This window comes from Micromonospora sp. L32 (assembly GCF_052068055.1).
Lineage (GTDB): Bacteria > Actinomycetota > Actinomycetes > Mycobacteriales > Micromonosporaceae > Micromonospora > Micromonospora purpureochromogenes.
Window position 1 is genome coordinate 858169 of record NZ_JBQHDD010000001.1, and the last position, 26664, is coordinate 884832.

The following is a 26664-nucleotide window of genomic DNA, read 5'->3' on the forward strand; positions in this document are numbered from 1 at the left end:
CTCTCCGCCCACTGGGACACCCAGTTTCAGAGAAGGAGTGGCCTCCCGACGCCGGGAGGCCACTCCTTCTCTGAATGTGCGAGGGATTGTGACCGGGGAGGGCGGGGTTGTGGGGTAGGTCCTGGGTCGGGGGTGGTTCTCCTTGTTACGGTGCCGACCATGCGTGCCGCCTATGCCTCGAGCTTCGACACCGACAATCCGCTCGCCGCGTTGACCGTCGGCGAGCGTCCCGAGCCGACCCACCCGGAGGAAGACTGGGTGACCGTGCAGGTGCGGGCCAGCTCGCTCAACCACCACGACCTGTGGTCCCTGCGCGGGGTGGGCCTGGCCCCCGACCAGCTGCCGATGATCCTGGGCTGCGACGCGGTCGGCACCGACCCGGACGGCAACGAGGTGGTCATCTACCCGGTGGTGCCCACCCCCGGCGACCCGCGTGGCGTCTCCATCCTCTCCGAGCACTTCGCCGGCACCCTCGCCGAGCGGGTGGCCGTACCCCGGGTGAACCTGATCCCGCTGCCGACGGGCCTGTCGGCGACCGACGCGGCCTGCCTGCCGACGGCCTGGCTGACCGCGTGGCGGATGCTGACCACCAAGGGCCGGATCGACGACGCCGAGTCGGTGCTGGTCCAGGGCGCGGGCGGCGGCGTGGCCACCGCGGCCGTCGCGCTCGCCGTGGGGCACGGCAAGCGGGTGTACGCGACCAGCCGGGACGCCGGCAAGCGGGAGCGGATCGCCGCCCTCGGGGCGACCGCGCTGGAACCCGGCGCACGCCTGCCCGAGCGGGTCGACGTGGTGATCGAGACGGTCGGCGCGGCCACCTTCGACCACTCGCTGAAGTCCGCCGCCCCGCTGGCCCGGATCGTGGTCTCCGGGGCGACCGCCGGGCACGAGCCGAAGATCAACCTGCGGCGGGTCTTCGCCATGCAGCTGGAGATCCTCGGCACCTCCATGGGCACCCCGGACGAGCTGACCGACCTGCTGACCTTCTGCGCCGAGCACGAGGTGCGCCCGGTGGTGGACAGCGTGGTGCCGTTCAGCAAGGTCGAGGACGCCTTCGCCCGCCTGCACTCCGGCGACGTCTTCGGCAAGGTCGTCATCGACCACACCGCCTGACCCCCCAAGCTCCCCGCACCTTCCGAGAAAGAGTGGCCATTCCGCGTCGGATGGCCACTCTTTCTCGGAAAGTGCCTCAGAGGTGGTCGTCGAGGGTGGCGAGGTTGCCGCGGGCGGCGTCGGTGGGGAGGCGGGTCCGGGCCGCCGCGTCGCCGTAGAGGGTCCAGCGGAGGAACTCCGACGTGGTGTCGGAGACCACCCTCAGCGCCGCGCCGTCGCTGAGCAGGGCCCGGCCGTGGTCGCCCTTCGGCAGGCTCAGCATCGCCTTCGGCCAGGGGACCGCGTCGTACACCGCCTTGCCGGCGGCGTAGTCGACCACCTCGTCGGCCTCGCCGTGCACGAAGAGCTGCGGCGCGGCGGCCCCGGCGAAGGCGGTGCCGACCCCGAGCGCGGTCCCGGCGAAGACCACCCCGGCGTCGAGGCGCTCGTCCCGGCCGGCGGTGAAGAGGCCGATGGTGGTCACCCCGCCGGCCGAGTGCCCGGCCGCGGCAACCCGGTCCGTGGCCAGCCGGCCGCGCAGCGGGTCGCCGGCCTTCGCGTCCAGCGCGAGCACCTTGTCCAGCGCGTACGAGACGTCGGCGGGCTGGTTGAGCACGTCGAGCACGTTGCCGTCGGCGCCCCGGCTGGTGTGCGGGAAGGTCGGCGCGGCCACCACGAACCCGGCCGCCGCCCACCGGGTGAGCAGCTCCGCGTAGTCGTCGGGCCGGCCGTTCAGGCCGTGGCTGAACATCACCACGGGGAACCGCCCGTCCGCCACGTCCGCCCCCCGCTCCGGCCCGCCACCGGTTGCGCCCCGGGCCGGGTACCAGAGGGTCACCGGCAGCGGGCGGTCACCGTCCCGGTTCAGCTTCACCTGCCGTACGCCGACGGCGAAGGTCTTCCCCGGCGCGGTGCCGGCGGGTACCCGCGGCGCCGGGGTGGTGGCCTTCGGCGGCTCCGGCGGGGCGGCCGGCCGGGCGGTCGGGGCGGGAGCCGCCGAGCAGCCGGCGAGGCCGACGGAGAGCAGGGCGGTGGCGAGCAGGACCGGGGTGGGGCGACGGGACATGAATCCGATTGTGCCCCGGTCACCGGGGTGCCCGGCCACTGTTGGACGCAGTGTGACCTGCGGCGGACGGTCGGTGGCCGGACCGCCGGGCACCCGCGCTCAGGGACGCAGGCGGTCGTCGAGGGCGGTGACGCCGGGCCGGAGGGCGTCGGCCGGCAGGCGTCGGGCCGCCTCCCGATCGTCGTAGAGCGTCCAGCGGAGGAAGTCCGTGGTGGTGGCGAGCACCTGGTCGAAGCCGGGGCCGCCCGGGGTCAGGTACTCGCCGTGCCCCTGCCCGAGCACGCTCAGGAAGGCCGCCGGCGGGCCGGCCCGGTCGTACGCGGCCCGACCGACGCCCAGCGGCACCACCGGGTCGGCGGTGCCGTGCACGAAGAGCAGGGGAGCGGCCGGCCCGGCGAAGCTGCCGGCCAGCCCGCCGCCGGCGATCACGATGCCGGAGCGGAGCCGGGCCGAGTGCCCCGAGGTGAACATGCCGGCGGTGGTGAAGCCGCCCGCCGAGTGGCCGGCGGCGGCGACCCGGCCGACGTCCAGGTGCCCGGCGAGCGGGTCCGCTCGCCCCGCGTCGAGCCGGGCCAGGTGCCGCACCAGCCGCCAGCCGTCCGCCGGCTGGTGCCGTACGTCGGCCCGGCTGAACGTCCGGGCCCGCAGGTTGGTGTGCGGGTACGTCGGCGCGGCCACCACGAACCCCGCCGCCGCCCAGCGGGTGGTGAGCCCGGCGTGCAGCTCGGGCAGGCTCCACAGGCCGTGGCTGTAGACCACCACCGGGAACCGCCCCGGGGCGACCCGCCCGCCCTCGGTCGGGTACCAGAGCGTCACCGGCAGCGGCCGGGGCCCGGTCGGGTCGATGGTGAGGGTGCGTACCGCGACCGGGTGGAGCCGGTCCGGGGCGTGCCCGGCCGGTGGCGGCCCACCGACCGCGGCATTGGCCGGTGCGCAGCCCGCCAGCAGCGCCGTGATCAACGCGACGACCGGCCGCGGCACCCCCATCCCTGCACGGTAGGGGGCCGGCGGCCCATCCCGGCCCCACCGTCCGGACCGGGTGCCGCCCGCCGCCCGGCCGGTTCCCGTCCACCGCTCGGATCGCAAGCGTCACCCGGGGTTCGGCGGGACCGTGCGGGGTGCGCGGCTTCGCTAGGGTCTCCGGCATGTCTGACGAGTACGTGGACCCCAGCGGCAACACCGAGCAGTTCCGCGCCTTCGCCCACTCGGAGCCCGCCGCGCCCGCCGAGGTGGCGTCCCGCCTGCCGCTGATCGCCGGCGCGGCCGCGGTCGCGGTGCTGCTGGTCGCCGTCGCCGGCTGGCTGGCCCTGGGCTGAGCCGCCGCCGACCCGGTTCCCCTCAGCCGGCGGTCGCCGCCACCACGCGGGCCTCCCGGGCGATCTCCCGCTCCTCGTCGGTGCCGATCACGCACACGCTGACCTCGGCGCCGTCGGGGGAGATCACCCGGTCGCCGGCGCCGGCGTTGCGCGCCGGGTCCACGGCGATGCCCAGCCGGTCCAGCCCGGCCAGCGCCGCGGCCCGGACCTCCGCGGCGTGCTCACCCACGCCGGCGGTGAAGGTGACCGCGTCGACCCGGCCGAGCAGCGCGTAGTACGCCCCGACGTACCCGGTGATCCGGCGGCAGTAGACGTCGAAGGCCAGCGCGGCGGCCGGGTCCCCGGCGGCCCGCCGTTGGAGCACCTCGCGCATGTCGTTCGCGCCGGTCAGGCCGAGCAGCCCGCTGCGGTGGTTGAGCAGGTCGTCGATCTCGTCCACCCCCAGCCCGCCCTCCCGGCGCAGGTGGAAGATGACCGTCGGGTCCAGGTCACCGCTGCGGGTGCCCATCACCAGGCCCTCCAGCGGGGACATGCCCATCGAGGTGGCCACGCTGCGGCCGCCGGAGACCGCGCAGGCGCTGGCGCCGTTGCCCAGGTGCAGGGTGATCGTGTGCAGCGCCTCGTACGGTCGGCCGAGCAGCTCCGCCGTGCGCCGCGAGACGTACGCGTGCGAGGTGCCGTGGAAGCCGTACCGGCGGACGCCGTAGCGCTCGGCGACGTCCCGGTCGATGGCGTAGGTGGCGGCGGCCTCGGGCAGCGAATGGTGGAAGGCGGTGTCGAAGACGGCGACCTGCGGCACGTCGGGCAGCGCCTCCCGGGCCACCTCGATGCCGGCCAGGTTGGCCGGGTTGTGCAGCGGCGCGAGCGGCACCAGCTCCCGGATCGCGGTGAGGACCGCGTCGTCGATCAGCACCGGTTCGCTGAACCGCCGGCCGCCGTGCACCACCCGGTGCCCGACCGCACCCAGCCCGTCCAAGTCGAGTCGGTCCAGGATCTGCCGGACGGCGGTGACGTGGTCGGCCGGCCCGCCCCCCGGCTCGCCGACCCGCTCCACGGTGCCGGAGTCGCGGACCGTCTCACCGTCGTAGAGCCGGTACTTCACCGACGAGGAACCGCAGTTGAGGACCAGCACCCGGTCGGTCATGACGCCTCCGCGGCGGCCTGGATGGCGGTGATCGCCACCGTGTTGACGATGTCGGCGACCGTCGCGCCCCGGGACAGGTCGTTGACCGGCCGGCGCAGGCCCTGCATCACCGGGCCGACCGCGACCGCGCCCGCCGAGCGCTGCACCGCCTTGTACGTGTTGTTGCCGGTGTTCAGGTCCGGGAAGATGAAGACCGTCGCCCGGCCGGCCACCGTGCTCTGCGGCAGCTTCGTCGCCGCGACCTGCGGATCGATCGCCGCGTCGTACTGGATCGGGCCCTCGACCAGCAGCTCCGGGCGGCGCTCGCGGACCAGCTTGGTGGCCGCCGCGACCTTCTCCACGTCCGCCCCGGCCCCCGAGTCGCCGGTGGAGTACGACAACATCGCCACCCGGGGCTCGATGCCGAACCGGGCGGCGGTGTCGGCCGACGACATGGCGATGTCGGCGAGCTGGGCGGCGTCCGGGTCGGGGTTGACCGCGCAGTCGCCGTAGACCAGCACCCGGTCGGCGAGCAGCATGAAGAAGACGCTGGAGGCCACCGAGACCCCGGGCACCGTCCGGATGATCTCGAACGCCGGGCGGATGGTCGCCGCCGTGGTGTGGGTGGCCCCGGAGACCATGCCGTCGGCGTGCCCGGTGGCCACCATCATCGTGCCGAAGTAGTTGGGCCGGGCCACGACGTCGTGCGCCAGCTCGACCGTGACGCCGCGGTGGCCGCGCAGCCGCGCGTACTCGACGGCGAACTCGTCGCGCCACGCGCTGGTGACCGGGTCGACGACGTCGGCGCCGGTGACGTCGATGCCCAGCTCCCGGGTGCGGCGGGTGACGTCGTCCGGGCGGCCGAGCAGGGTCAGGTCGGCCACGCCCCGCCGCAGCAGCACCTCCGCCGCCCGCAGGATGCGCTCCTCGGCCCCCTCGGGCAGCACCAGCCGACGGCGGGTGGCCCGGGCCCGGTCGATCAGGTCGTACTCGAACATCAGCGGGGTGACCCGCTCGGACCGGCTGACCCGCAGCCGGCGGGCCAGGTCGACGGTGTCCACGTTGCCCTCGAACGCGCCGAGCGCCGCCTCCACCTTGCGCGGGTTGGCCGGGCTCGGGCGCCCCTCGATCCGGCTGGACGCGGCCACCGTGTCGTAGCTGTCGCTGCGTACCGAGAGCACCGCCAGCCCGGTGTTGAGCCCCTCGACCAGCCGCATCGCCCGGGGATCGGGCTGCTCGCCCAAGGTGAGCACCAGCCCGGCCACCGAGACCTGCCCGGCGACGTGCGCGGCGCTGGCCGCGACCAGCAGGTCCGCCCGGTCGCCCGGGGTGATCACCAGCGCCCCCTCGGTGAGGTGGTCGAGCAGGGTGGGCACGTGCGCGGCGCCGACCACGTAGTCGAGCACGTCGCGGTCGAGCGCGGCGTCGTCCCCGGCGAGCAGGGTGGCGCCGAGCGCCGCCGCCACCTCGGCCACCGTCGGCGCCGACACGGTCGGCACCTCCGGGATGGCGTACGCGGGGACGGGCAGCTCCGGCAGGGTCATCGGCCCGGGCACCCGGTTGGCGATCACCGCCAGCACCGTCGCGCCCAGGTCCTCCAGATCGTGGTACGCCCCACGCGCCGCCGCCGCGATCGCCTCCGGCTCCTGCCCGAAGCCGTCGATCACCGGCACCACCACGCTGCCGAACTCGGTGGCCAGCCGGGCGTTGAAGGCCAGCTCGCGGGGGCCCGCGCCGTCGCCGCCGTCGGCGAAGTCGCTGCCCACCACGACCACGGCCGGGCAGCGCTGTTCGACGCTGCGGTAGCGCTCGACGATCCGGGAGATCAGTTCCTCCCGGCGGCCGTCGGCGACCAGCGCGCTCGCCTCGGCGTAGGTGGCGCCGGTCAGCTCATGCTGCGGCAGGTCCACCCGGTAGCGGTCGATCAGCAGGGCGAGGATCGGGTCGGCGCCGGTGTCGGCGACCAGCGGCCGGAACGCGCCGATCCGCTCGACCTGTCGGGAGAGGAGTTCCGCGAGGCCGAGGGCGATGGTCGACTTCCCCCCGCCGGACCCCACGCTGGTCAGGTAGACGCTGCGGGCCACGCCCCCACCCTAGGAGATCACGCGCTCCCGCGCCCGGGACCTCCGTCCCACCCACCCGGGCCGGACGGGATGGTCCCGGGGTTACTCGTCGTCCTCGTCGTCGAGGCGGGCCAGGTAGGTGGCGAAGCGTTCGATGGGGGTCTCGAACTCGGGGTTCAGGTCGACGAAGTCGCGCAGGCGCTCGGCGAGCCACTCGATGCTGACCTGCTCGTCGGCCCGGCGCTCGACGAGTTCCTCGATGCCACGGTCGGTGAAGTACATCCGTACGTCCTTGTCGGGAGGGTGCCGACGGAACCGGGGCAGGGCCGTCGGCGGACGGCGCTGCCCCGGGTCTCGGCGGTGCGGTCAGGTCACGGGCGGGGGAGGGCCGCCTCGATCAGCGCGGTCTGCTCGACCTCGTGCATCTTGGCCGAGCCGACCGCCGGGGCCGCCGCGGCCGGGCGGGAGATCCGCCGCAGCCGGACGTCGGCCAGGTGCTCCAGCAGGTTGAGCGCGACGAACGACCAGGCACCCTGGTTGGCCGGCTCCTCCTGCACCCAGGCGAAGTCCTCGGCGTTCGGGTACTGCGCCAGCGCGGCCCGGATCTCCTCGATCGGCAGCGGGTAGAGCTGCTCCATCCGGAGGATCACGGTGTCGGTGACGCCGCGCTCGGCCCGGGCCTGGAACAGGTCGTAGTAGACCTTGCCCGAGCAGAGCAGCACCCGCTTCACCTGCTCCGGCGCCGGGGCGGCGGTGTCGGCCAGCACCGGCTGGAAGGTGCCGGTGGTGAAGTCCTCCACCGAGGAGACGCAGAGCTTGTGCCGCAGCAGCGACTTCGGCGTGAACACCACCAGCGGCTTGCGCTTCGGCGACAGGGCCTGGCGACGCAGCAGGTGGAAGTAGTTCGCCGGGGTGGTCGGGATGGACACCCGCATGTTGTCCTCCGCGCAGAGCTGGAGGAACCGCTCCGGGCGACCCGACGTGTGGTCCGGGCCCTGGCCCTCGTGGCCGTGCGGCAGCAGCAGGGTGACCGCGGAGCGCTGGCCCCACTTCACCTCGCCGGAGGAGATGAACTCGTCGATCACCGACTGGGCGCCGTTGACGAAGTCACCGAACTGGGCCTCCCAGCAGACCAGCGCGTTGACGTTCTCCACCGAGTAGCCGTACTCGAAGCCCATCGCGGCGTACTCGGACAGCAGCGAGTCGTGCACGAAGAACCGGGACCGCTCGCCGTCACCGGTGAGCGACTTCAGCGGCAGGTAGTCGTCGCCGGTCTTGGCGTCCACCACCGAGGCGTGCCGCTGGACGAAGGTGCCGCGGCGGGAGTCCTGCCCGGCGAGCCGGACGGTGACCCCGTCGTGCAGCAGCGCGCCGAAGGCGATGATCTCGCCGTAGCCCCAGTCGATGTTGCCCTCGACGGACATCTTGGCCCGCCGGTCGAGCAGTTGCTGGATCCGCTTGTGCGGGGTGAAGCCCTCGGGGAGGTTGACGTGCGCTTCGCCGATCGCCTTGACCACGGCGGCGTCGGTGGCGGTCTCCACCTGCGGCTCCGGCTCCTCCTCGCGGCGCGGCCGGCTGAGCTTGCGCGGGGTGGTCGCGGCGTCGCGGGTGGCCTTGAAGACCCGCTCCAGCTGCCCCTGGTAGTCGCGCAGCAGCTCCTCCGCGTCCTCCACGGTGATGTCACCCCGCCCGATCAGCTCCTCGGTGTAGAGCTTGCGGACCGAGCGCTTCGAGTCGATGATCTTGTACATCTCCGGGTTGGACATCGAGGGGTCGTCGCCCTCGTTGTGCCCGCGCCGGCGGTAGCAGACCATGTCGATCACGACGTCCTTGTTGAACGCCTGCCGGTACTCGAAGGCCAGCCGGGCGACCCGGACCACGGCCTCGGGGTCGTCGCCGTTGACGTGGAAGATCGGCGCCTGGATCATCCGGGCCACGTCGGTGCTGTAGAGGCTGGAGCGGCTGTACTCCGGGGCGGTGGTGAAGCCGACCTGGTTGTTGACCACCACGTGCACGGTGCCGCCGGTGCGGTAGCCGCGCAGCTGGGAGAGGTTGAGCGTCTCAGCGACCACGCCCTGGCCGGCGAAGGCGGCGTCACCGTGCACCGCCAGCGGCAGCACGGTGTAGCCCTCCAGCTTGAGGTCGATCCGGTCCTGCTTGGCCCGGACGATGCCCTCCAGCACCGGGTCCACGGCCTCCAGGTGCGACGGGTTCGCCACCACCGAGACCTTGACCGCGTGGTCGCCGTCCGGGGTGGTGAACTTGCCGTTCTGGCCCAGGTGGTACTTCACGTCGCCGGAGCCCTGGGTCGAGCGCGGGTCCAGGTGGCCCTCGAACTCGGAGAAGATCTTCTCGTACGGCTTGCCGACGATGTTGGCCAGCACGTTCAGCCGGCCGCGGTGGGCCATGCCGATGACGACCTCGTCCAGCCCGCCCTCGGCGGACGACTCCAGGATCTCGCCGAGCAGCGGGATCAGCGACTCGCCGCCCTCCAGCGAGAAGCGCTTCTGCCCGACGTACTTGGTCTGCAGGAAGGTCTCGAAGGCCTCGGCGGCGTTGAGCCGGTTGAGCACGTGCTTCTGCTCGTCGGCCGACGGCTTCTCGTACCGGCGCTCAATCCGCTCCTGGATCCAGCGGCGCTCCTCCGGGTCCTGGATGTGCATGTACTCGATGCCGACCCGGCGGCAGTACGAGTCACGCAGCACGCCGAGGATCTCCCGCAGCTTCATCCGCTGCCGGCCGGCGAAGCCGTTGACCGGGAAGACCCGGTCGAGGTCCCACAGGGTCAGCCCGTGCTGGAGGACGTCGAGGTCCGGGTGCTTCCGGATCTTGAACTCCAGCGGGTCGGTGTCGGCCATCAGGTGGCCGCGCACCCGGTACGCGTGGATCAGCTCGTGCACCCGCGCGGTCTTGTTGATCTGGCCCTCGGAGTCGACCGCGACGTCCCGCATCCAGCGCACCGGCTCGTACGGGATGCGCAGCGAGGTGAAGATCTGGTCGTAGAAGCCGCGCTCGCCGAGCAGCAGCTCGTGCATCACCTTGAGGAACTCGCCGGACTGCGCGCCCTGGATGATCCGGTGGTCGTACGTGCTGGTCAGCGTGATGATCTTGCTGACCGCCAGCTCGGCCAGGGTGGTCTCGCTCATGCCCTGGTACGGCGCCGGGTACTCCATCGCGCCGACGCCGATGATGGCGCTCTGCCCCTGCATCAGGCGGGGGATCGAGTGCACCGTGCCGATGCCGCCCGGGTTGGTCAGCGAGATGGTGGTGCCGGCGTAGTCCTCCATGGTCAGCTCGTTGCGGCGGGCGCGCCGGACCACGTCCTCGTACGCCTGCCAGAACTGCCGGAAGTCCATCTGCTCGCAGGCCTTGATGGACGGCACCACCAGGTTGCGGGAGCCGTCCGGCTTGGCCAGGTCGATGGCGATGCCCAGGTTGACGTGCTCCGGGCGGACCATCGCCGGCTTGCCGTCGACCTCGGCGAAGGAGTTGTTCATCTCGGGGTGCTCGACCAGCGCCCGGACCAGCGCGTACCCGATCAGGTGGGTGAAGCTGACCTTGCCACCGCGCCCGCGGGCGAGGTGGTTGTTGATCACGATGCGGTTGTCGACCAGCAGCTTGGCCGGGACGGCGCGCACGCTGGTCGCGGTCGGCACCGCCAGCGAGGCGTCCATGTTCTGCACGATCTTGGCGGCCACGCCGCGCAGCGGGGTGGTGCCCGCACCGCTCACGGCCGGCGCCTTGGCGGCCGGCTTGGCCGGGGCGGCCTTGGCCGGCGCCGGCTTGGCGGGGGCCTTGGCGGCGGGGGCCGGCTTGGCGGGGGCGGCCGGCTGCGCCACGGTCACGGCGGCCTCCGGCTGGCCGGCCGGCTCGGCGGGGGCGGCCTTGGCCGGGGCCTTCTCCTCGGCGGGGCGCGGCGTGGCGGCGCCCGGGGCCGGCCGGTAGTCGGCGAAGAAGTCGTGCCAGGCCGAGTCGACGCTCGACGGGTCGGCGAGGTAGCGCTGGTACATCTCCTCGACGATCCACTCGTTCGGGCCGAAACCCGCCAGTGGGTTCTCCTGCGAAGTCTGCTGGGTCGACACGGCCGGTAATCGCCTCTTTCACGCGGGTTCGTATGTCACGCGGTCGGCACCCGTGCCCGGTTACCGGCGCACGGGAGACGGCTCCCAGGCTACGCCGTACGAATGCCGCAGGCATTTCCGCCTCCGACGGGTGGCCCGTTTCACAGAAGATGCCAGAAGTTCGCCAAACCCTGCGTGTCGCGCCGACTCCTGATAGACGCGACGGCCCCGGTCGGTGACGTCACCGCCACCGACCGGGGCCGTCGCCCGGGTCCGACTCAGGCGATGTCGCGGCGCCGCATGATGAGGCTGCCGGCCGCCGAGGTCACCACGGCGTACGCGATCAGGACCACCGCGCCCACCCACTGCGGCGGGCTGCCCGGCAGTTCGGTGCCGCTGATCATCAGCGAGGACGCGGTGGACGGCACGATCACCGCCAGCTTGCCGATCCAGTCCTGCTCCAGCCACTGCTGGAGCAGGAAGAAGATCAGGTTCGCCGCCGTCGTGCCGACCAGGTAGAGCACCACGGCGGTGATGGTCGCCCCGATCTGGCTGCGGATCAGCACGCCGAAGCCGACGCCGAAGACGCCCCAGAGCACGTACGCCAGCAGGTTGAGCAGGATCGCGCGGGTGATGTCCCAGTCGCCCAGGTGCGCGTCCCACCCCTTGGCCGCGAAGAAGATCAGCGTCGCCGGCACGGTCAGCACGGTGGTGACCAGCCAGAAGAGCGCGCCGATCAGCGCCGCCGCGACCAGCTTGGCGGTGACCACCACCGTCCGGTGCGGGGTGGTGAGGAAGGTGGTCGTCGCGGTCTGGTGGTAGAACTCGTTCGTCACCACGATGATGCCGAGCAGCAGCACGAAGAGCAGCCCGAAGTACTGCCCCGAGGTGAACAGGTTCGCCGCCTGGTAGACCTCGTCGGCCGAGGCCAGGACCTGCTCGGCCTGCTCCCGCGGCAGGCCCTCCACGTCCTGCGGGCCGCTGAGGCTGAGGTTCGCGTTGACCGCGTTGACCAGGAACGCCAGGGCCAGGGTGACCAGCGCGCCGAGGCCGAACAGCCACCACGTGTTGGTCGTACGGATCTTGAGCAGTTCGGCTCGGACCAGGTTCATCGAATGCCCGCCTTCCCGGCCGTCAGCTCCAGGAAGACCCGTTCCAGGTCGGGTCGTTCCGTGGTGAGTTCGTGCAGTTCCACCCCGGCGGCCAGGGCGACCCGGCCGACGGTCGGGGCGTCCGCCCCGTCCACCAGCAGGACGCCGTGCTCGTCCGGGGTGACGGTGGCCGACTGCGCCTTCAGCGCGGCGACGAGCTCCTCGGCCTGCGGGGTGCGTACCCGCACCCGCACGCCCTGGGCCATCGAGCCGATCACCTGCTCGACCGGCCCCTGCCGGATCAGCTGGCCGGCGGCGATGATCACCACGTCGTCGGCGAGCAGCTGCATCTCGGAGAGCAGGTGGCTGGAGACCAGCACCGTGCGGCCCTCCTGGGCCAGGCTCTTGAGGAACCCGCGCATCCACCGGATGCCCTCCGGGTCCAGCCCGTTGGCCGGCTCGTCCAGGATCAGCACCCGCGGGTCACCGAGCATCGCGGCGGCGATGCCGAGCCGCTGCTTCATGCCCAGCGAGTAGCCCTTGAACTTGCGCCGGGCGGCCGGGGTCAACCCGACCAGGGCCAGCGCCTCGTCGGCGCGCTGCCGGGGCAGCCCGGCCGCGGCGCAGATCACCCGGAGGTGGTTCAGGCCCGTACGGCCCTTGTGCGCGCTGGACGCCTCCAGCACCGCGCCCACGTGCCGCAGCGGGTCGGTCAGGTCGGCGTAGCGGACCCCGTCCACGGTGGCGTCGCCGCTGGTCGGGGTGACCAGGTTCAGCAGCATGCGCAGCGTGGTGGTCTTGCCGGCGCCGTTCGGGCCGAGGAAGCCGGTCACCCGCCCCGGTTCGACGGTGAAGGACAGGTTGTCCACCGCCCGGACGTTCTTGTAGTGCTTCGTCAGTCCGGACACCACGATCTGGCCGGTCCCGGTGCTGGGGCTCCACTGCCCGTCGGACATCGTGCTCCTCCCGTGCGGCGGCGCGTCACGCGCCGCGGTGTGCGGCGCCGTTGCGGAGAGCGCCGGGGCACAGCCTGGCAAGGGCGCGCAACCCGGTCAATCGGGCGCGGTCCGTAGTCCGGGCTCCACCTCACGCAGGAGGCGGTCGTCCTCAGGGACGAGAGGCGGGTTCCGGGGGCAGCGCGATCCAGGTGGCCCGGGCCCGGCCGAGCAGCGCGCCGGTCGGGCCGTACAGGCTGGTGCGGACGACCGCCTTGCGCCCCTCACCGCTGACCAGCTCGCCGGTCACCACGCACTCGTCGCCGGGCCGGGGCAGCGCGTCGACGACCGCGGCGACCCGGCCGAGGACGTACGGCCGGCCCGGGGCGATGACCGCCCAGCCGCCCGGGCAGTCCAGCGCCGCCCAGACCGTGGCGGGCACCACCCGGTCGGGCGTGCGGAACGGCGCGGCGGTGCGGCCGTCCGGCAGCCGTCCCGGGAAGATCCGCAGCCCGTCCGGGCGGTCCGGGCCGCAGACGTAGCAGCCGGGGAAGGGGTGGTCCCGCAGGCCGGGGTACGCGGCCGAGGCGGCCGCCGCCGTCGCCGGGTCGACCGGGGCGACCGCCGCGGGCGGGTCGTCGGTCGGGTGGACCTGGGCGACGAGCTGCCCGTCCGGGTCGAGGACGTCGCCGTCAGCCAGGGTCAGCGGGGTCTCCAGCGGGGGCGGGCGGCGCAGCGTCACCTCGACCGGCCGGTCGCCCCCGTACGCCTCGGCGAAGACCCCGGCGCTCCACCCGCCGTTGCCCGATCCGGGCGGCCCGTTGAACCGGGACTCGATGATCATCGACGCACCTCCGTCGTGCCCGGCGCCGCCGCCGGGTCCGCCCGGGCAGCCTGCCACGCCGACCCGGCGGAAGGTCAGGTAGCCCGGGTCGGCGATTCGGGGCGGACCGCCGACCGCCGTTCACCGGATCGACATCCTTCGCCGGGGCGGCCGGCAACCCCGGACACCTACACAGGTCCCATGGCCGTTCTGCACGCCGCTGGCGCACCCCTGACGACCAGCGGATACACCCTGCTGATCGCCGACGACCCCACCCAGGTCGCGGCCGCGCAACGCCTGCGCCACGAGGTCTTCGCCACCGAGCTGGGCGCGACCCTGCGCCCGGGCGGGGCCGGGCTGGACGTCGACGACCTCGACACCCACTGCGACCACCTGATCGTGCGCGAGGAGCGCACCGGCGCGGTGGTCGGCACGTACCGGTTGCTGCCGCCGGGACGCACCGACCGCCGGTACGCCGAGAGCGAGTTCGACCTGACCTCCCTGGACCCGCTGCGCGACGTCCTGGTGGAGGCCGGCCGCTCCTGCGTCCACCCCGACCACCGCTCGGGCGCCGTGATCAACCTGATGTGGGCGGGCATCACCCGCTACCTGCACCTGCGCGGCTCCCGCTGGCTGGGCGGCTGCGCCTCGGTGCCGGTCGGCGACGGGGGCCGGGCCGCCGCCGAGGTGTGGGCCCGGGCCCGCGCCCGGCACCTGGCCCCGCCGCTGCTGCGGGTCCGTCCGCTGCGGCCCTGGTTCGCCGAGCCGGGGGCGGTCCCGCTGGACACCGCCGAGGGCGGCGCCGCCGGGCAGGCGCTGATCCCGCCGCTGCTGCGCGGCTACCTCCGGCTGGGCGCCTGGGTCGCCGGGGAGCCGGCGTACGACCCGGACTTCGGGGTGGCCGACTTCTACGTGCTCTTCTCCCTGGACCGGATGAACCCGCGCTACCTGCGGCACTTCCTCGGCGGGGCGCAGGAGTGAGCGCCGAGCTGTGGCGGCCCACCTCCGGCTGCGGTCCGGACTGCCTGCCGGTGTCGGGCCAGGTGCCCGCCGTGCCGGCCGCCCGGCGGGTGGCCCGGCTGCTGGGCGTACTCGGGATGCTGCTGGTGGGGGCCGGCCTGGCCGGCCTGCTGCCGGTGCTGCCGGCGGCGTCGCGCGCGACCGCGCTGCGCAACTGGGCGCGGGCGACGGCGCGCGCCCTCGGGGTGCGGCTGGAGGTGCGGGGCCGGCCGCCGCGCCGGCGCGCGCTGCTGGTCGCCAACCACGTCTCCTGGCTGGACGTGCTGGCGGTGCTGGCCATCACGCCGGCCCGGATGCTGGCCAAGCGGGAGGTCCGGGCCTGGCCGCTGGTCGGGGTGCTGGCCCGCGCGGGCGGCGCGCTCTTCGTCGACCGGGCCCGGCCCCGCGAGCTGCCGGCGACCGTCGCCCGGATCGCCGGGGCGCTGCGGGCCGGTGACCCGGTCGCGGTCTTCCCGGAGGGTACGACCTGGTGCGGCACCCTGACCGCCGGCGACTGCCGGCCGGGGCGGGGGTTCCGGCCGGCCGTGTTCCAGGCGGCGATCGACGCCGGGGCACCGGTGGTGCCGTTGCGCGTCGGCTACCGCTGCGCCGCGACCGGCGAGGCCACCACGGCGGCCGCCTTCCTCGGCGACGACACCCTCTGGCGGTCGGTACGCCGGGTGCTCGCCGCCCGCGACCTGGTGGTCACCGTCCGGGTCGCCGCGGCCCTGCACCCGGCCCCGGACGCGGACCGGCGGGCGCTGGCCCGGGCCGCCGAGTCGGCGGTCCACCTGGTGCCGGCCCGGCCCGTCACGCTCCGGCCGGTGACCGCGCCGGCCGCCGGCGGTCCCGTCGGGGCGGTCGTCCCGACCCCCGCGCCGGCGACCGCACGGAGGCTGGACCTGGCGGCCTGACGCGTACCCGACTCGCGACGTGTCTTGTCCTATCGCGATGTATCGCGTTACGCTCCTCCCGAGCGTGGGCCGCCGGCCGTGCGCATCGAGGGGAGGATGCCATGACCCGCTGGACGGTCGAGCAGCCGCGACGCTTCACCCTGGACGACCCGGTCACCGAGCTCGACGTGCGGCTGATCAGCGGCCGGCTCAACGTGGTCGCCACCGACGGCCCGGCCCGGGTCGACATCACCCAGGCCGGCGGCGAGGGCCGGCCGATCCACGTCGAGCACCGCGACGGCCGGCTCAGCATCGTCCAGGAGCGGAAGTTCCGCTGGTCGGAGGTGTTCCGGTGGGTCGGCCCACTGGCCCGCTGGCCCCGGGTCGACGTCTCCGTCGCGGTCCCCGCCCCCGTGGCGGCCACCCTCAAACTGATCGACGGCGCGCTGGTCGCCTCCGGGCTGCGCGGGCGGACCCGGGCCGACGTGACCTCCGGCCAGATCACCCTGATGGGGCTGCGCGGCGCCACCGCCGCGAAGATCGTCTCCGGTCCGGTGGAGGCGCTCGGGGTGGCCGGCGAGGTCACCCTGGAGACCGTCTCCGGCGAGGTCATCCTGGCCGACAGCGCGCCGGGCCAGGTCCGCGCGCACACCGTCTCCGGCGCGATCACCTGCGACTTCGACAACCCCCGCCGCAGCGAGATCCGGCTCAGCACCATCTCCGGCAGCATCACCGTCCGGGTCCGGGAGGACAGCGACCTCGCCGTCCGGCTGCACACCGCCTCCGGTCGCATCACCAGCGGCTTTCCGCAGGTGCTGGCCAGCCGGGGGCTGGCCGCGGTGCGCGACAGCGAGGGAGTCCTCGGGGCGGGCGAGGGTAAACTCTGGGCCTCCGCGACGTCGGGCAGCATCGCACTGCTCGCCCGTCCGGTGGACGACGACCGGGAGGAGCTGCCGTGACCGCCGTGTTCAGTCACGGGCGGCTCCGGCTCTACCTGCTCAAGCTGCTCGACGACGGCCCGAAGCACGGCTACGAGCTGATCCGGCTGCTGGAGGACCGCTTCCTCGGCCTGTACGCCCCGAGCGCCGGCACGATCTATCCCCGCCTGCAGCGGCTGGAGGTGGAGGGGCTGGTCACCCACACCGCGGCCGGCGGCCGAAAGGTCTACGAGATCACCGAGGCCGGCCGGGCGGAGCTGCGGCAGCGCGCCGCCGAGCTGGCCACCCTGGAGGCCGACATCACCGCCTCGGTGCAGGACCTCTCCACCCTCGCCGGGGAGATCCAGACCGAGGTTCGCGGCTCGGTCCGGGGCCTCAAGCGCGAGCTGCGCGAGGCGGCCCGGCAGACCCGGCAGGCCCGCTGGGACCGGCCGGTGCCGCCGCCGGCTCCCGCCCCCGCCGCCTCACCGCTGCTGACGGAGTTCGACCAGCGGCTGGCCGCCTTCACCATGGAGGTCGGCGGGCTGGTCCGGGCGCACCGACTCTCCGACAACCAGTTGCGTACGGCGATCCGGGTCCTCGACGGGGCGCTCGACGGGCTCCGCCGGCTGCTGCGCTGACGCGGCTCACAGGGTCTTTTCAGGAAGCGTCCAGCGCCGGCGCAGCCGCGTCGCGGATGATGGCGGGCATGGCCGCTACCCAGACCGAGGCGCGACTGCTCGTCGTCGAGGACGATCCCAACATCCTCGAACTGCTCTCCGCCAGCCTGCGCTTCGCCGGCTTCGACGTGGCCACCGCCACCAGCGGCAGCGCGGCGTTGAGCACCGCGAAGGACCACCGTCCCGACCTCGTGGTCCTCGACGTGATGCTGCCCGACCTGGACGGCTTCGAGGTCATCCGGATGCTCCGCGAGGGCGGCACCCGCACCCCGGTGGTGTTCCTGACGGCGCGGGACGCCACCGACGACAAGATCCGTGGGCTCACCCTGGGCGGCGACGACTACGTCACCAAGCCGTTCAGCCTGGAGGAGCTGACCGCCCGGATCCGCGCGGTGCTGCGGCGTACGGCCACCGGCGAGCACGCCCCCTCCCGGCTCACCTTCGCCGACCTGGAGCTGGACGAGGAGACCCACGAGGTGCACCGGGCCGGCCAGCGGGTGCAGCTCTCGCCGACCGAGTTCAAGCTGCTTCGCTACCTGATGCTCAACGCCAACCGGGTGCTCAGCAAGGCGCAGATCCTCGATCACGTCTGGAACTACGACTTCCGGGGCGACGACAACATCGTCGAGTCCTACATCTCGTACCTGCGCCGCAAGGTGGACAACACCCAGCCCCGGCTGATCCACACCCTGCGCGGGGTGGGCTACGTGCTGCGCAAGCCGACAGCGTGAGCGTCCTGCACGACGCGAAGGGTCGACTCCGCAGCGTCCCGTTGCGGATCAAGCTGGTCGCGTCGGTGCTCACGCTGGTCGCCATGGCGCTGGTCGTGATCAGTTCACTGACCACGTACTTCCTGCGCGACTACCTGATCAGCCAGGTCGACGAGCAGCTCCGGGGCGACAGCATGGAGGTGGCCGACGCGCTCGACCAGGCCCGGGGCGGCCAGATCCTGGTCGGTCTCCCCACTGACTACGTCGCCGCGCAGGCCTCTCCGGAGCTGGGGGTTCGGCCCGCCTCCCGCTACTCCGGCCTGGGTGCGGAGGAGCTGCCGCCGCTGCCGTCCGACGTGCAGGGCTTCGCCGACCAGGTGGGCGCACCCTTCACCGTCCGGTCCCAGGACGGCAAGACCCGGTGGCGGATGCTCTACACCGACCTGGGGAACGGCCGCGTCCTGGCGCTCGGCCAGCACCTGACCGACGTCGACCTGGCCGTCAAGCGGCTGGTCTGGATAGACCTCCTGGTCGGCGGGGCGGTGCTGATCCTGCTCGCCTCGATCGGCGCGGCGATCGTGCGGACCAGCCTCAAGCCGCTGGTGGAGATCGAGCGCACCGCCGCCGCGATCGCCGGTGGCGACCTCACCAGACGGGTGCCCGACCCGGAGGAGGGGCAGGAGTGCGCGACCTCCGAGCTGGGCCGGCTCTCCCGCGCCCTGAACGCGATGCTGGCCCAGATCGAGGCCGCCTTCACCGCCCGGGCCGCGTCGGAGACCGCCGCCCGCTCGGCCGAGGCCGGCGCCCGGGACGCGGCACACGCCGCGCAGATCTCCGAGGCGCGGGCCCGCCGCTCGGAGGAGCGGATGCGGCAGTTCGTCGCGGACGCCTCGCACGAGCTGCGTACCCCGCTGACCACCATCCGGGGCTTCGCCGAGTTGTACCGGCAGGGCGCGGCCCGCGCGCCCGAGCAGACCGCCGACCTGCTGCGCCGCATCGAGGACGAGGCGGCCCGGATGGGGCTGCTGGTGGAGGACCTGCTGCTGCTGGCCCGGCTGGACCGGGAACGGCCGCTCTCGCTGGCCCCGATCGAGCTGCCGGTGCTCGCCTCCGACGCCGTGCAGGCCGCGCGGGTGGTCGCCCCCGACCGGCGGATCGAGCTGGAGATCGAGCCCGGCTCGGGCCCGCTGGTGGTGCACGGCGACGACGCCCGGTTGCGGCAGGTGATCGGCAACCTGATGACCAACGCGCTCACCCACACCCCGCCCGAGGCGTCGGTGACCCTGCGCCTGCGCGCCGAGCCGGGGAACCTGGCCGTGGTCGAGGTGGCCGACACCGGTCCGGGCCTCACCCCGGAGCAGGCCGAGCGGGTGTTCGAGCGCTTCTACCGTGCCGACGCGGCCCGGACCCGCCGGGCGAGCGGGATCACCAGCACCGGGCTGGGGCTGGCCATCGTCGCCGCCCTGGTCGCCGCCCACCACGGCACCGTGCAGGTCGCCGAGACCCCGGGCGGCGGGGCGACCTTCCGGGTCCGGCTGCCGCTGCTGCCGGACGCCGACGGCGAGATCGAGTGACTTTCAGAAAACATTCAGGCGGGTTCCAGGCTGGTGCCAGTGCGACGGGAGAAAGTGGAGTCATGACCGAGTTCGAGACCGACCCGCAGCGGCGGCCGGCCGCCCCCGACGCGGAGCCGTCGCACCCCACCGCCGAGCTGTCCCCCGTCGAGCGTGGGCAGTCCGACTCCACCGAACCTCGCCCGGCCGCCCCGGGCGACGCCGCCGGCACCGCGGGGGAGCCGGCCGGCACCCAGCCGAGCGCCGCCACCACGCCGGACGCCCAGACCTCGGCCGCCCCGTACGCCGGCCAGACCTCCGCCGGCCCGTACCCGGGTGCCGGGCAGACCTCCGCCGCGCCGTACGCCGGCCAGACTCCCGGTGCCGGGTACCCGTCGGCCGGGTACCAGCAGGCGGGTCAGGTCTCCGCCGCGCCGTACCCGGGCGGGGCGCACGGTGGCGACCAGGCCTACCGACCCGGCTACCAGCCGTATCCGTCCGCCGGTCAGTACCCGGCCGCCGGCTACCAGCCCGGGCAGCCCGGGCAGCAGTCCGGCTGGCCGGCGGGCTACCCGGGTGCGCAGGGGCCCGGTGGGCCGGTCCCGCCGCAGCACGGCGGGCAGCCGGTGCCGCCGTGGGCCGCCGGCCCGCGCCCCTCGAAGGTGGCCAAGTTCGTCGGCGCCGGCGTGGCGGTCTTCGCCCTGATGCTCGGCTCCGGCGTGGCCGGCGGCGCGCTCGCTCTCGCGGTCGACGGCGACTCCGGCGGCATCACCCGCACCTACTCGGCAGCGCCGGTGATCAACAGCGCCGACCTGCCGAAGATCGCCGCCGCCGTGCAGGACAGCGTGGTCTCCATCATCACGGGCAACGGCGAGGGCTCCGGCGTGATCCTGAGCGCGGACGGCTTCGTGTTGACCAACAACCACGTGGTCGCCTCCGCCTCCGGCGACACGGTCCGGGTGGTCTTCGCCGACGGCAAGACCGCCCAGGCCAAGATCGTCGGTACCGACCCGAAGACCGACCTCGCCGTGGTCAAGGCCAGCGGCGTCAGCGACCTGAAGGCCGCGAAGTTCGGCGACAGCGACGGGATGCAGGTCGGCGACCAGGTGCTCGCCCTGGGCAGCCCGCTGGGCCTGCAGGGCTCGGTCACCGCCGGCATCCTCAGCGCCCGGGACCGGACCATCCAGGCCGGCGAGAACGGGCAGCAGAACCCGCAGCAGGGCGCCAGCTCGATCTCCGGGCTGCTCCAGACCGACGCACCGATCAACCCCGGCAACTCCGGCGGCGCGCTGGTCAACACCCGGGGCGAGGTGATCGGCATCAACACCGCGATCGCCACCGCCGGACAGGGCAGCAGCGGCAACATCGGGGTCGGCTTCGCGATCCCCAGCAACAAGGCCAAGGACGTCGCCGAGAAGCTCCAGCGCGGCGAGAAGGTCAGCCACCCGTCCCTCGGGGTGAGCGTCAACGCCGCCGAGGACGGCGGGGCGCTGGTCGCCGCCGTCGTGCCGGGCAGCGCCGCCGAGAAGGCCGGCATCCAGCGGGGCGACGTGATCACCAGGTTCGGCGACAAGGTGGTCAACGACTCCAACGACCTGGTCGGCGCCGTGCAGGCCGGCAAGGTCGGCGACCGGGTCGAGGTGACCTACAAGCGAAATGGTGCGGAGGCGAAGGCAACCGTGACGCTCGCCGAGACGTCATAACACCAGACCTGCCTCCTCCGGGGCGGCGGGTGGCGGGGCCAAGGGGGTTGGCTCCGTCACCCGTCGCCTTTTTTCGCACCCCGCCCCCCGACGCCGGTCCGGTGCCGGTTCACCCCGCCAGGGTGAGCCGGCCTCACCCGAGGAGTCGGCATCCTCGCCAGGAGCCGACCGCACGGGAGGGGACGCCATGACGACGGCAGCGGCCACCCGCACCGATTCGCACATCCAGCGCGACGTGCTCGACGAACTGGCCTGGGACCCGCAGGCCCAGCCGCACGAGATCGGGGTGAGCGTCGCCGACGGCGTGGTCACCCTGACCGGCCGGGTGGACAGCTACGCCCGCAAGTGGGCGGCGCAGCGCTGCGCGCACCGGGTACGAGGCGTGCGTGCGGTCGCCGACGACATCGAGGTACGCCTGCCCGGCCTGGACGGCCAGGACGACGGCGAACTCGCCCTCGCCGCCGTACGGGCGCTGGAGTGGGACAGCTTCGTGCCCGCCGAGCGGCTGGACGTGACGGTCTCCGACGGCTGGCTGATGCTGCGCGGCGAGGTGGAGTTCGGCTACCAGCGGCGTACCGCCGAGCAGGAGCTGCGCCGGCTGCGGGGCGTACGCGGGGTGACCAACCTGGTCGAGGTGGTGCCGCCGGCCCCGCCCAGCGCCGAGCAGACCGCCCTGGACCTGCGCCGGGCGTTGCGCCGCCGGACCGGCACCGAGGCGATCACCGTGGAGCTGGCCGGCGACACCGTCGTCCTGGGCGGCACCGTCCGCTCCTGGTGGGAGCGGGACGAGGCGGAGCGGGTCGCCTGGTCGGCACCGGGCGTGCGGGCCGTCGACGACCGTCTCGTCGTCACCGGGTGAGCCGCCCGTCGCGTCCGACGAATGTCCGTTTAGCGCAGCCGGGGTGGGGAAATCGCCGCCGATCCCGCTCACCGGGAAGCAACGGGGAGGACCTGTGGCCGTGACCCACCGTCCGTCGGAGAGCCCGCCGGGAGGGCCGCTGCGGATCGCGATGGTGGTCCCACCGTGGCTGTCGGTGCCGCCGCCCGGGTACGGCGGGCTGGAGCAGGTGGTGCACGGGCTGGTGGACCGCCTGGTCGAGCGCGGCCACGCGGTGACCCTGTTCGGCGCGGGCCGGCACAACGGCACCGCCGCCGACTTCGTCTCCACCGTCGAGGACCTCCAGTACGAAAGGCTGGGCGAGGCGCTGCCGGAGCTGGCCCACCTGGCCCGGGTGAGGCATCTGGTCACCGCGGCCGACTTCGACGTGATTCACGACCACACCACGATCGGCCCGCTGGTCGCCGGCCGGCGGGCGGTGCCGACCGTGGCCACCGTGCACGGCAACCCCGTCGGCGAGTACGGCACCGTGCTCAGCGACGTCGACCGGGACGTGGGGCTGGTCGCCATCTCGCACGCGCAGCGCCGGCTGAACCCGGGCCTGCCCTGGGTGGGGACCGTGCACAACGCGATGGACGTGCGGGAGTTCCCGCACAAGCAGGGCCCCGGCCGGGGCCCGGTGCTCTGGCTGGCCCGGTTCAGTCCGGACAAGGGCCCGGACCTCGCGATCCGCGCCTGCCGGGCGGCCGGCCTGCCGCTGACCCTGGCCGGCAAGTGCAACGAGCCCGCCGAGCGGCGCTACTTCGCCGAGGTCGTCGAGCCGCTGCTGGACGAGGACGTCACCGTGGTGTTCAACGCCGACCGGGAGGCGACCATGCGGCTGATGGTGGACGCGCGCTGCCTGATCATGCCGATCCAGTGGGACGAGCCGTTCGGCATCGTGATGGTGGAGGCGATGGCGACCGGTACGCCGGTCGTGGCGCTGCGGCGCGGCGCCGTACCGGAGCTGGTGGTGGACGGGGTCACCGGGCTGATCCGGGACCACGCCGAGGAGCTGCCGGCGGCGCTGCGCGCGGCGGACCGGCTGGACCCGCAGGCCTCCGTCGCGCACGTGGCCCGGAGCTTCTCCACCGACGGGATGGCGGAGGGCTACGAGGCGGTGTACCGGCGGCTCGCCTTCGGCGCCGCCGCGCCGGCCCGGGAGCCGACGCCGGTCGCCACCCGCTGACCACGGGCAGCGGGACCGGCGCAGCCCCGACCGGAGGTCAGACCCGGCTGGTGCCGAGGTCCACGATGGCCGCGTCGAGGCGGCGCGCGTACGCCGGGGTGATGCCGCCCTCGTCGACGCGGTGGGTGACCTTCTCGCGCAGCAGCGCCACCGGCTCGGCCAGGTCGGACCGCCCGTCGGCGGCCGACCGGGTCAGGTTGGCCAGCACGTTGCGCAGGTCGGTGCCGACGTCGGCGCGGACGTCGCCGCTGCGCACCCCGTCGTCGATGAGTCGGCGCAGCCGCTCGGCGGCCTCGGTGAGCCCACCGGCGCCCTGCCCGCCGTCCGGGGCGGGTCGCGGTCGGGACGGCGGCGCGCTGGTCGCCGCCGCGGTCGACTCGGGTGGGAATGTGGACGGTTCGGCGGGCGGGATCGTCGGCTGCACCGCCGGGGCGCCGGTCCGCCGGGCGTCCGGCGGCGGCGTCGACTCCGGCACCAGGGTCGGGGCGAGCAGCGCGGCGGCCGTGGTCACCACCACCAGCGCGGCCACCACCAGCAGCGGCCGCCGTCGCCGCAGCGGCCCTCCGGCCTGCGCGGATCGCCCGGCCGGTTCCGCCTGCCCGGCTGCCTGCCCGGTTGCCTGGCCGGGCAGCGCGGGCAGGGTCACGGTCGGCGCGAGCATCGTGGCCGCCTGCGGGTCGCCGGGCAGCAGCTGGTCGCGCAGCGCCGCGGCCACCTGGTGCGCGGTGGGCCGGTCGCGCGGGTCGCGGGCCAGGCAGCGCAGACAGGTACGGGCGACCGCCGGCGGCAGCCCCGGCACACCGTCCAGGGTGGGCGGTTCGTCGGCGGCCAGCGCCTCGCCGAGCTGCTCCCAGGTGTCCGCCGGGTACGGCACCTGGCCGGTCAGCGTCTCGTAGAGCAGCACGCCGAGGGAGTAGACGTCGGTGGCCGGCTGGGCCGGCGCTCCGTCCAGCCGCTCCGGCGCGACGTACGCGGGGGTGCCGAAGGTGCCGCCGTCCTCGTCCTCGTCCGGGGCGCCGACGTGGGTGGCGATGCCGAAGTCCAGCACCTTCGCGCCGACCCGGGTCATCATCACGTTGGACGGGGTGATGTCCCGGTGCACGATGCCGAGCCGGTGCGCGGCCGCGAGGGCCTCGGCGACCTGGGCACCCACCTCGACCGCCTCGGCCCAGGGCAGCGGCCCCTCGGTGAGCCGGTGCTCCAGCTCCTCCCCGGTGAGCAGTTCCATCACCACGAACGAGGTGATCGAGCCGTCCGGGGCGAGCGTCTCGCCGTAGTCGTGCACCGAGGTCACGTGCGGGTGGACCAGCTGGGCGGCGGAGCGGGCCTCCTCGCGGACCATGTCCCGGAAGCGGGCGTCCGTGGCCAGGGAGGGGGCGAGCACCTTGACCGCGACGATCCGGTCGAGCACCTCGTCGCGGGCCCGCCAGATCACCGACATGCCACCGGCCCCGATCTGGTCGACGAGCCGGTACCGGCGGGCCAGCAACCTGCCGGCGTGCAGCGCTGCCATCAGTGATCGCACCTGCCTGGGGGTGGGGGCGGTATCAGGTTGCGGGAATGTGTCCGCCGTGTCAACGGTCGTCCGGATTGGCGGTCACCCTCCGTCGTGGACGGCTCGCACGCCGCCACCTGGGCCCGGCCGCACCCGGGTGACCAGCGGCTGGACCCGGTCGGGCGGCGGGCACGTGCCAGGATGAACGACATGGCTGGGGGTCCGGTGGCGTTCGTGCTCGGCGGCGGGGGAGTGCTCGGCGCGGTCGAGGTGGGCATGCTGCGCGCGTTGTTCCGCGCCCGGATCCGCCCGGACGTGGTGCTCGGCACCTCCATCGGGGCGGTCAACGGCGCGCTGGTCGCCGCCGACCCGTCCGAGGCGGTCACCGACCGGCTGGTCCGGCTCTGGGCCTCGCCGGAGGCGAGCGAGGTGTACGGCGACTCGGTCGCCCGCCAGCTGCGCCGGTTCGCCGCGCGTACCCACCTGCACTCGCCCCGGCCGCTGCGCAAGCTGCTGGAGTCCGAACTGGGCGCCGAGACCACCTTCGCCGACCTGAAGGTGCCGTTCCGCTGCTGCGCGGCGAACATCGAGCGGGCCGCCGAGCACTGGTTCGACAGCGGTCCGCTGGTGCCGGCCGTGCTCGCCTCGGCCTCCGTGCCGGGGCTGCTGCCACCGGCCCGGATCGACGACCAGCACTACGTCGACGGGGGGATCGTCAACTCCATCCCGATCGGCGAGGCGGTCGCGCTGGGCGCGCGGCAGATCTTCGTACTCCAGGTGGGTCGGATCGAACGGGAGCTGACGCCGCCCCGGCGGCCCTGGGAGATCGCCCAGGTCGCGTTCGAGATCGCCCGGCGGCACCGGTTCGCCCGGGAGATGGCGGCGCTGCCCGACGGGGTGGAGGTGCACGTGCTGCCCACCGGTGGGCTGAATCCCCGGGACGACAGCCCGTGGGCCTACCGGGACATGGCGGCGGTGGGGCGGCGGATCAGCCGGGCCTACACCGCCTCCCGGCACTACCTGGCCACCCAACTGGACCGCTGATGCCGCTGCCACCCCGGTGGGTACGCCGGATGCTGCTGGCCCCCGGCGTGGTGCTGCTCGCGCTGGCGGTGGTCACCACGGTGCCGGTCTGGGCGCTGCTCGGCCTGGCGCTGTCGCCCTTCGTGCCCGGCCGGCTGCGGCCGCTGCGCCTGCTCTGGATCGGCTCCGTCTACCTGGTCTGGGACGCGGCGGCGCTGGCCGCGCTCTTCCTGCTGTGGCTGGCGTCCGGGTTCGGGCTGCGCAAGCGTTCGCCGGCCTTCCAGCGCGCGCACTACGCGCTCGCCGGCCGCTTCCTGCGGGTGCTCTTCTGGCAGGCCCGCTGGACGCTGCGGTTGAGTATCGACGTGGTCGGCACCGACCCGGACACGGCCCTGCCCGGCCGCCCGGAGCTGGTGCTCTGCCGGCACGCCGGACCGGGCGACTCGTTCATCCTGATCCACGCGCTGGTCAACTGGTTCCACCGCGAGCCGCGGATCGTGCTCAAGGAGAGCCTCCAGTGGGACCCGGCGATCGACGTGCTGCTCAACCGGCTGCCCAACCGGTTCATCGCGCCCGGTCCGGACGGCCGTGACTCGGCGGTCCGGCAGATCGGCCAGCTCGCCACCGACCTCGACGACGACGACGCGTTCGTGATCTTTCCGGAGGGCGGCAACTTCACGCCCGGCCGCCGGCTGCGGGCCATCGCCCGGCTTCGCGCGCTCGGGCTGGAGCGGATGGCGTCGCGCGCCGAGCGGATGCGGCACGTGCTGGCACCTCAGCCCGGCGGACTGCTCGCCGCGCTGGACGCCGCCCCGGACGCCGGGGTGATCTTCGTGGCGCACACCGGGCTGGACCGGATGCTCACCGTGGCCGACGTCTGGCGGGAGCTGCCGATGGACAAGCGGATCGTGATGCGCTTCTGGTCGGTGCCGCCGGAGGAGGTGCCGACCGACCGGCAGGAGCGCATCGACTGGCTCTTCGACTGGTGGGCCCGGATCGACACCTGGATCGCCGCCAACCGCGACGGCGTGTCCACCGGCTGACCGCGCGGGTCG

Annotated in this window: 23 protein-coding genes; 13 read left to right on the top strand and 10 right to left on the bottom strand. The window is 74.1% G+C overall.

From position 1 onward, the window contains the following. Positions 1-150: 150 nt before the first annotated feature. Positions 151-1113 carry a zinc-binding dehydrogenase gene (locus ACTMTB_RS04230; protein WP_441142504.1) on the top strand — a complete coding sequence of 321 codons (963 nt, stop codon included), beginning with the start codon at positions 151-153 and terminating at the stop codon, positions 1111-1113. A 76-nt stretch (positions 1114-1189) separates the two neighbouring features. On the opposite strand, the gene ACTMTB_RS04235 is transcribed toward ACTMTB_RS04230, so the two are convergent. Continuing rightward, complete coding sequence (locus ACTMTB_RS04235) at positions 1190-2158, bottom strand: alpha/beta hydrolase family protein (protein WP_441142505.1); 969 nt, start codon at positions 2156-2158, stop codon at positions 1190-1192. A gap of 99 nt (positions 2159-2257) precedes the next feature. Next, positions 2258-3145, bottom strand: coding sequence for an alpha/beta hydrolase family protein (locus tag ACTMTB_RS04240; RefSeq protein WP_441142506.1), 888 nt, complete (start codon positions 3143-3145; stop codon positions 2258-2260). A gap of 158 nt (positions 3146-3303) precedes the next feature. On the opposite strand from ACTMTB_RS04240, the gene ACTMTB_RS04245 reads away from it, so the two are divergent. Next, on the top strand, positions 3304-3474 hold the full coding sequence (locus ACTMTB_RS04245; protein ID WP_280835921.1) for a hypothetical protein: 171 nt from the start codon (positions 3304-3306) through the stop codon (positions 3472-3474). A gap of 22 nt (positions 3475-3496) precedes the next feature. On the opposite strand, the gene ACTMTB_RS04250 is transcribed toward ACTMTB_RS04245, so the two are convergent. From ACTMTB_RS04250 to ACTMTB_RS04280, 7 genes are all read right to left on the bottom strand, one after another. Next, positions 3497-4618, bottom strand: coding sequence for an acetate/propionate family kinase (locus ACTMTB_RS04250; RefSeq protein WP_441142507.1), 1122 nt, complete (start codon positions 4616-4618; stop codon positions 3497-3499). After that, positions 4615-6681 carry a phosphate acetyltransferase gene (gene pta, locus ACTMTB_RS04255; protein ID WP_441142508.1) on the bottom strand — a complete coding sequence of 689 codons (2067 nt, stop codon included), beginning with the start codon at positions 6679-6681 and terminating at the stop codon, positions 4615-4617. Before pta ends, ACTMTB_RS04250 begins: the two co-directional genes overlap by 4 nt. An 81-nt stretch (positions 6682-6762) precedes the next feature. Further along, entirely contained in the window at positions 6763-6942 is a 180-nt protein-coding gene (locus ACTMTB_RS04260) for a DUF6104 family protein (protein ID WP_088960493.1), read from the bottom strand. 89 nt (positions 6943-7031) lie between these two features. Beyond that, the gene (locus tag ACTMTB_RS04265; RefSeq protein WP_441142509.1) at positions 7032-10742 is read right to left on the bottom strand and encodes a multifunctional oxoglutarate decarboxylase/oxoglutarate dehydrogenase thiamine pyrophosphate-binding subunit/dihydrolipoyllysine-residue succinyltransferase subunit; all 3711 of its coding nucleotides are present in this window, start codon (positions 10740-10742) and stop codon (positions 7032-7034) included. Positions 10743-10999: 257 nt separating this feature from the next. Further along, on the bottom strand, positions 11000-11833 hold the full coding sequence (locus ACTMTB_RS04270) for an ABC transporter permease subunit (protein WP_280835925.1): 834 nt from the start codon (positions 11831-11833) through the stop codon (positions 11000-11002). Then, positions 11830-12768: an ATP-binding cassette domain-containing protein gene (locus ACTMTB_RS04275; RefSeq protein WP_441142510.1), complete on the bottom strand. Its 939-nt coding sequence runs from the start codon at positions 12766-12768 to the stop codon at positions 11830-11832. Before ACTMTB_RS04275 ends, ACTMTB_RS04270 begins: the two co-directional genes overlap by 4 nt. Before the next feature lie 151 nt (positions 12769-12919). Beyond that, the gene (locus ACTMTB_RS04280; protein WP_441142511.1) at positions 12920-13591 is read right to left on the bottom strand and encodes a hypothetical protein; all 672 of its coding nucleotides are present in this window, start codon (positions 13589-13591) and stop codon (positions 12920-12922) included. Positions 13592-13771: 180 nt separating this feature from the next. On the opposite strand from ACTMTB_RS04280, the gene ACTMTB_RS04285 reads away from it, so the two are divergent. From ACTMTB_RS04285 to ACTMTB_RS04325, 9 genes are all read left to right on the top strand, one after another. Continuing rightward, positions 13772-14551 carry a GNAT family N-acetyltransferase gene (locus ACTMTB_RS04285; RefSeq protein ID WP_441142512.1) on the top strand — a complete coding sequence of 260 codons (780 nt, stop codon included), beginning with the start codon at positions 13772-13774 and terminating at the stop codon, positions 14549-14551. Then, positions 14548-15483 carry a lysophospholipid acyltransferase family protein gene (locus tag ACTMTB_RS04290; protein WP_441142513.1) on the top strand — a complete coding sequence of 312 codons (936 nt, stop codon included), beginning with the start codon at positions 14548-14550 and terminating at the stop codon, positions 15481-15483. Before ACTMTB_RS04285 ends, ACTMTB_RS04290 begins: the two co-directional genes overlap by 4 nt. 101 nt (positions 15484-15584) lie before the next feature. Further along, the gene (locus tag ACTMTB_RS04295) at positions 15585-16421 is read left to right on the top strand and encodes a DUF4097 family beta strand repeat-containing protein (RefSeq protein WP_441142514.1); all 837 of its coding nucleotides are present in this window, start codon (positions 15585-15587) and stop codon (positions 16419-16421) included. Further along, the gene (locus ACTMTB_RS04300) at positions 16418-17020 is read left to right on the top strand and encodes a PadR family transcriptional regulator (protein ID WP_441142515.1); all 603 of its coding nucleotides are present in this window, start codon (positions 16418-16420) and stop codon (positions 17018-17020) included. Before ACTMTB_RS04295 ends, ACTMTB_RS04300 begins: the two co-directional genes overlap by 4 nt. Positions 17021-17088: 68 nt before the next feature. Then, a complete protein-coding gene (locus ACTMTB_RS04305; protein ID WP_154942204.1) occupies positions 17089-17790 on the top strand; it encodes a response regulator transcription factor in 702 nt (233 codons plus the stop codon). After that, positions 17787-19343, top strand: a complete 1557-nt coding sequence (locus ACTMTB_RS04310) for a sensor histidine kinase (RefSeq protein ID WP_441142516.1) — start codon at positions 17787-17789, stop codon at positions 19341-19343. The genes ACTMTB_RS04305 and ACTMTB_RS04310 overlap by 4 nt, the downstream gene beginning before the upstream one ends. Before the next feature lie 62 nt (positions 19344-19405). Then, positions 19406-21025: a trypsin-like peptidase domain-containing protein gene (locus ACTMTB_RS04315; RefSeq protein WP_441142517.1), complete on the top strand. Its 1620-nt coding sequence runs from the start codon at positions 19406-19408 to the stop codon at positions 21023-21025. Positions 21026-21212: 187 nt separating this feature from the next. Then, complete coding sequence (locus ACTMTB_RS04320) at positions 21213-21884, top strand: BON domain-containing protein (protein WP_441142518.1); 672 nt, start codon at positions 21213-21215, stop codon at positions 21882-21884. A gap of 151 nt (positions 21885-22035) precedes the next feature. Then, complete coding sequence (locus ACTMTB_RS04325) at positions 22036-23091, top strand: glycosyltransferase family 4 protein (RefSeq protein ID WP_441142650.1); 1056 nt, start codon at positions 22036-22038, stop codon at positions 23089-23091. A 37-nt stretch (positions 23092-23128) separates the two neighbouring features. Here ACTMTB_RS04325 and ACTMTB_RS04330 read toward each other — a convergent pair whose 3' ends face one another. Further along, positions 23129-24604, bottom strand: a complete 1476-nt coding sequence (locus ACTMTB_RS04330) for a protein kinase domain-containing protein (RefSeq protein WP_441142520.1) — start codon at positions 24602-24604, stop codon at positions 23129-23131. A gap of 192 nt (positions 24605-24796) precedes the next feature. Between ACTMTB_RS04330 and ACTMTB_RS04335 the strand changes: the two genes are divergently transcribed. Both ACTMTB_RS04335 and ACTMTB_RS04340 read left to right on the top strand, forming a co-directional pair. After that, positions 24797-25630 (top strand): patatin-like phospholipase family protein, encoded by an 834-nt coding sequence (locus tag ACTMTB_RS04335; RefSeq protein ID WP_441142522.1) that lies wholly within the window; start codon positions 24797-24799, stop codon positions 25628-25630. Beyond that, complete coding sequence (locus ACTMTB_RS04340) at positions 25630-26652, top strand: 1-acyl-sn-glycerol-3-phosphate acyltransferase (RefSeq protein ID WP_441142524.1); 1023 nt, start codon at positions 25630-25632, stop codon at positions 26650-26652. Before ACTMTB_RS04335 ends, ACTMTB_RS04340 begins: the two co-directional genes overlap by 1 nt. The last annotated feature ends 12 nt before the right edge of the window (positions 26653-26664 follow it).

Excerpts from the sequence above, each read along its gene's own strand:
- ACTMTB_RS04235 (WP_441142505.1), bottom strand. The coding sequence starts at position 2,158 with ATGTCCCGTCGCCCCACCCCGGTCCTGCTCGCCACCGCCCTGCTCTCC.
- ACTMTB_RS04240 (WP_441142506.1), bottom strand. The coding sequence starts at position 3,145 with ATGGGGGTGCCGCGGCCGGTCGTCGCGTTGATCACGGCGCTGCTGGCG.
- ACTMTB_RS04245 (WP_280835921.1), top strand. The coding sequence starts at position 3,304 with ATGTCTGACGAGTACGTGGACCCCAGCGGCAACACCGAGCAGTTCCGC.
- ACTMTB_RS04250 (WP_441142507.1), bottom strand. The coding sequence starts at position 4,618 with ATGACCGACCGGGTGCTGGTCCTCAACTGCGGTTCCTCGTCGGTGAAG.
- ACTMTB_RS04260 (WP_088960493.1), bottom strand. The coding sequence starts at position 6,942 with ATGTACTTCACCGACCGTGGCATCGAGGAACTCGTCGAGCGCCGGGCC.
- ACTMTB_RS04270 (WP_280835925.1), bottom strand. The coding sequence starts at position 11,833 with ATGAACCTGGTCCGAGCCGAACTGCTCAAGATCCGTACGACCAACACG.
- ACTMTB_RS04275 (WP_441142510.1), bottom strand. The coding sequence starts at position 12,768 with ATGTCCGACGGGCAGTGGAGCCCCAGCACCGGGACCGGCCAGATCGTG.
- ACTMTB_RS04280 (WP_441142511.1), bottom strand. The coding sequence starts at position 13,591 with ATGATCATCGAGTCCCGGTTCAACGGGCCGCCCGGATCGGGCAACGGC.
- ACTMTB_RS04285 (WP_441142512.1), top strand. The coding sequence starts at position 13,772 with ATGGCCGTTCTGCACGCCGCTGGCGCACCCCTGACGACCAGCGGATAC.
- ACTMTB_RS04295 (WP_441142514.1), top strand. The coding sequence starts at position 15,585 with ATGACCCGCTGGACGGTCGAGCAGCCGCGACGCTTCACCCTGGACGAC.
- ACTMTB_RS04305 (WP_154942204.1), top strand. The coding sequence starts at position 17,089 with ATGGCCGCTACCCAGACCGAGGCGCGACTGCTCGTCGTCGAGGACGAT.
- ACTMTB_RS04315 (WP_441142517.1), top strand. The coding sequence starts at position 19,406 with ATGACCGAGTTCGAGACCGACCCGCAGCGGCGGCCGGCCGCCCCCGAC.
- ACTMTB_RS04320 (WP_441142518.1), top strand. The coding sequence starts at position 21,213 with ATGACGACGGCAGCGGCCACCCGCACCGATTCGCACATCCAGCGCGAC.
- ACTMTB_RS04325 (WP_441142650.1), top strand. The coding sequence starts at position 22,036 with ATGGTGGTCCCACCGTGGCTGTCGGTGCCGCCGCCCGGGTACGGCGGG.
- ACTMTB_RS04330 (WP_441142520.1), bottom strand. The coding sequence starts at position 24,604 with ATGGCAGCGCTGCACGCCGGCAGGTTGCTGGCCCGCCGGTACCGGCTC.
- ACTMTB_RS04335 (WP_441142522.1), top strand. The coding sequence starts at position 24,797 with ATGGCTGGGGGTCCGGTGGCGTTCGTGCTCGGCGGCGGGGGAGTGCTC.
- ACTMTB_RS04340 (WP_441142524.1), top strand. The coding sequence starts at position 25,630 with ATGCCGCTGCCACCCCGGTGGGTACGCCGGATGCTGCTGGCCCCCGGC.